This is a genomic window from Nitriliruptor sp. (assembly GCF_040882075.1).
In the GTDB taxonomy this organism is placed as follows: Bacteria; Actinomycetota; Nitriliruptoria; order Nitriliruptorales; family Nitriliruptoraceae; genus Nitriliruptor.
Window position 1 is genome coordinate 1 of the sequence record NZ_JBBEBZ010000232.1, and the last position, 1,590, is coordinate 1,590.

Consider the following 1,590-nt stretch of genomic DNA (forward strand, 5'->3'; position numbering starts at 1 on the left):
CGGTCCATCGCCAGTGAGTCCTCGGCGTCGAGCCAGAGCCCGTCGACGTGGGGCAACACCCCAAGATTCGGACGGCCGATCAGCTGCTCGAGCTGGGTGAGTCCCGGTGCGAGGACGCCGGCGTCACCGCGGAACCGGTTGATGACCGTCCCGGAGATCAGCGCCTGATCCGCGGGTTCGAGCAATCCGATCGTCCCGTACAGGGCTGCGAACACCCCGCCACGATCGATGTCCCCGATCACGATCACGGGGAGGTCCGCGGCCCGTGCGAGACCCATGTTGGTCAGGTCGTGCGCACGGAGGTTGATCTCCGCCGGGCTGCCCGCTCCCTCGCAGATCACGGCATCGAACCGGGCGCGTAGGTCAGCGAGAGCGTCCATCACGATCGGTTGCAGGGTGTGCCGGTGTTCGTGGTAGTCGCGTGCGCCGGCTTCGAAAGCCGGCCGTCCCATGACGACGACCTGGCTGTGGCGATCACCGGTCGGCTTGATGAGGATGGGGTTCATCGCCGCTTCGGGCTCAACCATCGCCGCTGCGGCCTGGGCCGCCTGTGCCCGACCGATCTCGGCACCGTCAGCGGTGACGGCCGAGTTCAACGCCATGTTCTGGGCTTTGAACGGGGCGACCTTCACCCCCTCGCGTGCCAGCCACCGGCAGATGGCGGCGACCAGGACGCTCTTGCCCGCGTCCGAGGTGGTGCCGGCGACCAGCATCGCCCCGCTCATGCTCCGCCCCCGCGCCGACTGATCGAAACGACACGGCCACACAGCGACGCGATCACCACGGTGAGTATCAAGGAGGTCGACCCCACGGCGGCGGACAACCGCACGGCACGTGGGATGTCAGCGCCGGTCGGTGACGGTCCGTCTCCCATGGCGGGGCGTCCATCATGGTGGTCGGCGTAGCGGTTGATGTCGCCGCCGAGGGTCACGCCCAGCGCCCCAGCGGTCGCGGCCTCGACCGGTCCGGCGTTCGGACTGGGGTGGCTGGCAGCGTCGCGTCGCCACGTCTGCCAGGCGTCGCGGGGACGGCCGCCGACGATCGGGGCACAGGCAACCGTCAGCAGCGCGGTCAGCCGCGCCGGTAGGAGATTCACGGCGTCGTCGAGCCGTGCGGTCGCCCATCCGAAACGCCGGTAGTGCGAACTTCGGTAGCCCACCATCGCGTCGAGCGTGTTCACGGCACGATGCAGGACGACCCCGCTCGGACCGAACGCGGCGCCCCAGACCAGCGTGCCCACGACCGCGTCCGAGGTGTTCTCCGCCACCGACTCGATCGTCGCCCGAGCCAGACCGTCGGCGTCCAGCAGGGTCGCGTCACGGCCGCACAGCCAGCCGAGGTGGCTACGGGCGGCTTCGAGGCCTCCGCCGCGCAACAACATCTCCATCCGGGACGCAGCACATCCCAGACTGCTCCCACCGAGAGCGGTCGCGGTCACCAGGCTGCAGAACACGAACCGGCTTGGTCCAGGCAGCGCGCGTTCGAGTATCCGGGTCGCGGTGGCAGCCCCGCCGGCGAGCACCAGGACGTAGAAGATGCCGGCGAGGTGGTCGTCGGCGTACCAGCGGCGTTCCAGCCGCTCGGCGAGCT

2 protein-coding genes are annotated in these 1,590 nt (G+C 69.8%); both read right to left on the bottom strand.

Annotated features, from left to right (window positions below; genetic code table 11):
• A partial coding sequence (locus WEB03_RS16795) for a cobyric acid synthase (RefSeq protein ID WP_368072070.1) occupies positions 1-725 on the bottom strand: 725 nt, incomplete at its 3' end.
• Positions 722-1,590, bottom strand: an 869-nt coding sequence (gene cbiB, locus WEB03_RS16800) for an adenosylcobinamide-phosphate synthase CbiB (RefSeq protein ID WP_368072071.1), incomplete at its 5' end; no start/stop codon positions are given. The genes cbiB and WEB03_RS16795, both read right to left, overlap by 4 nt.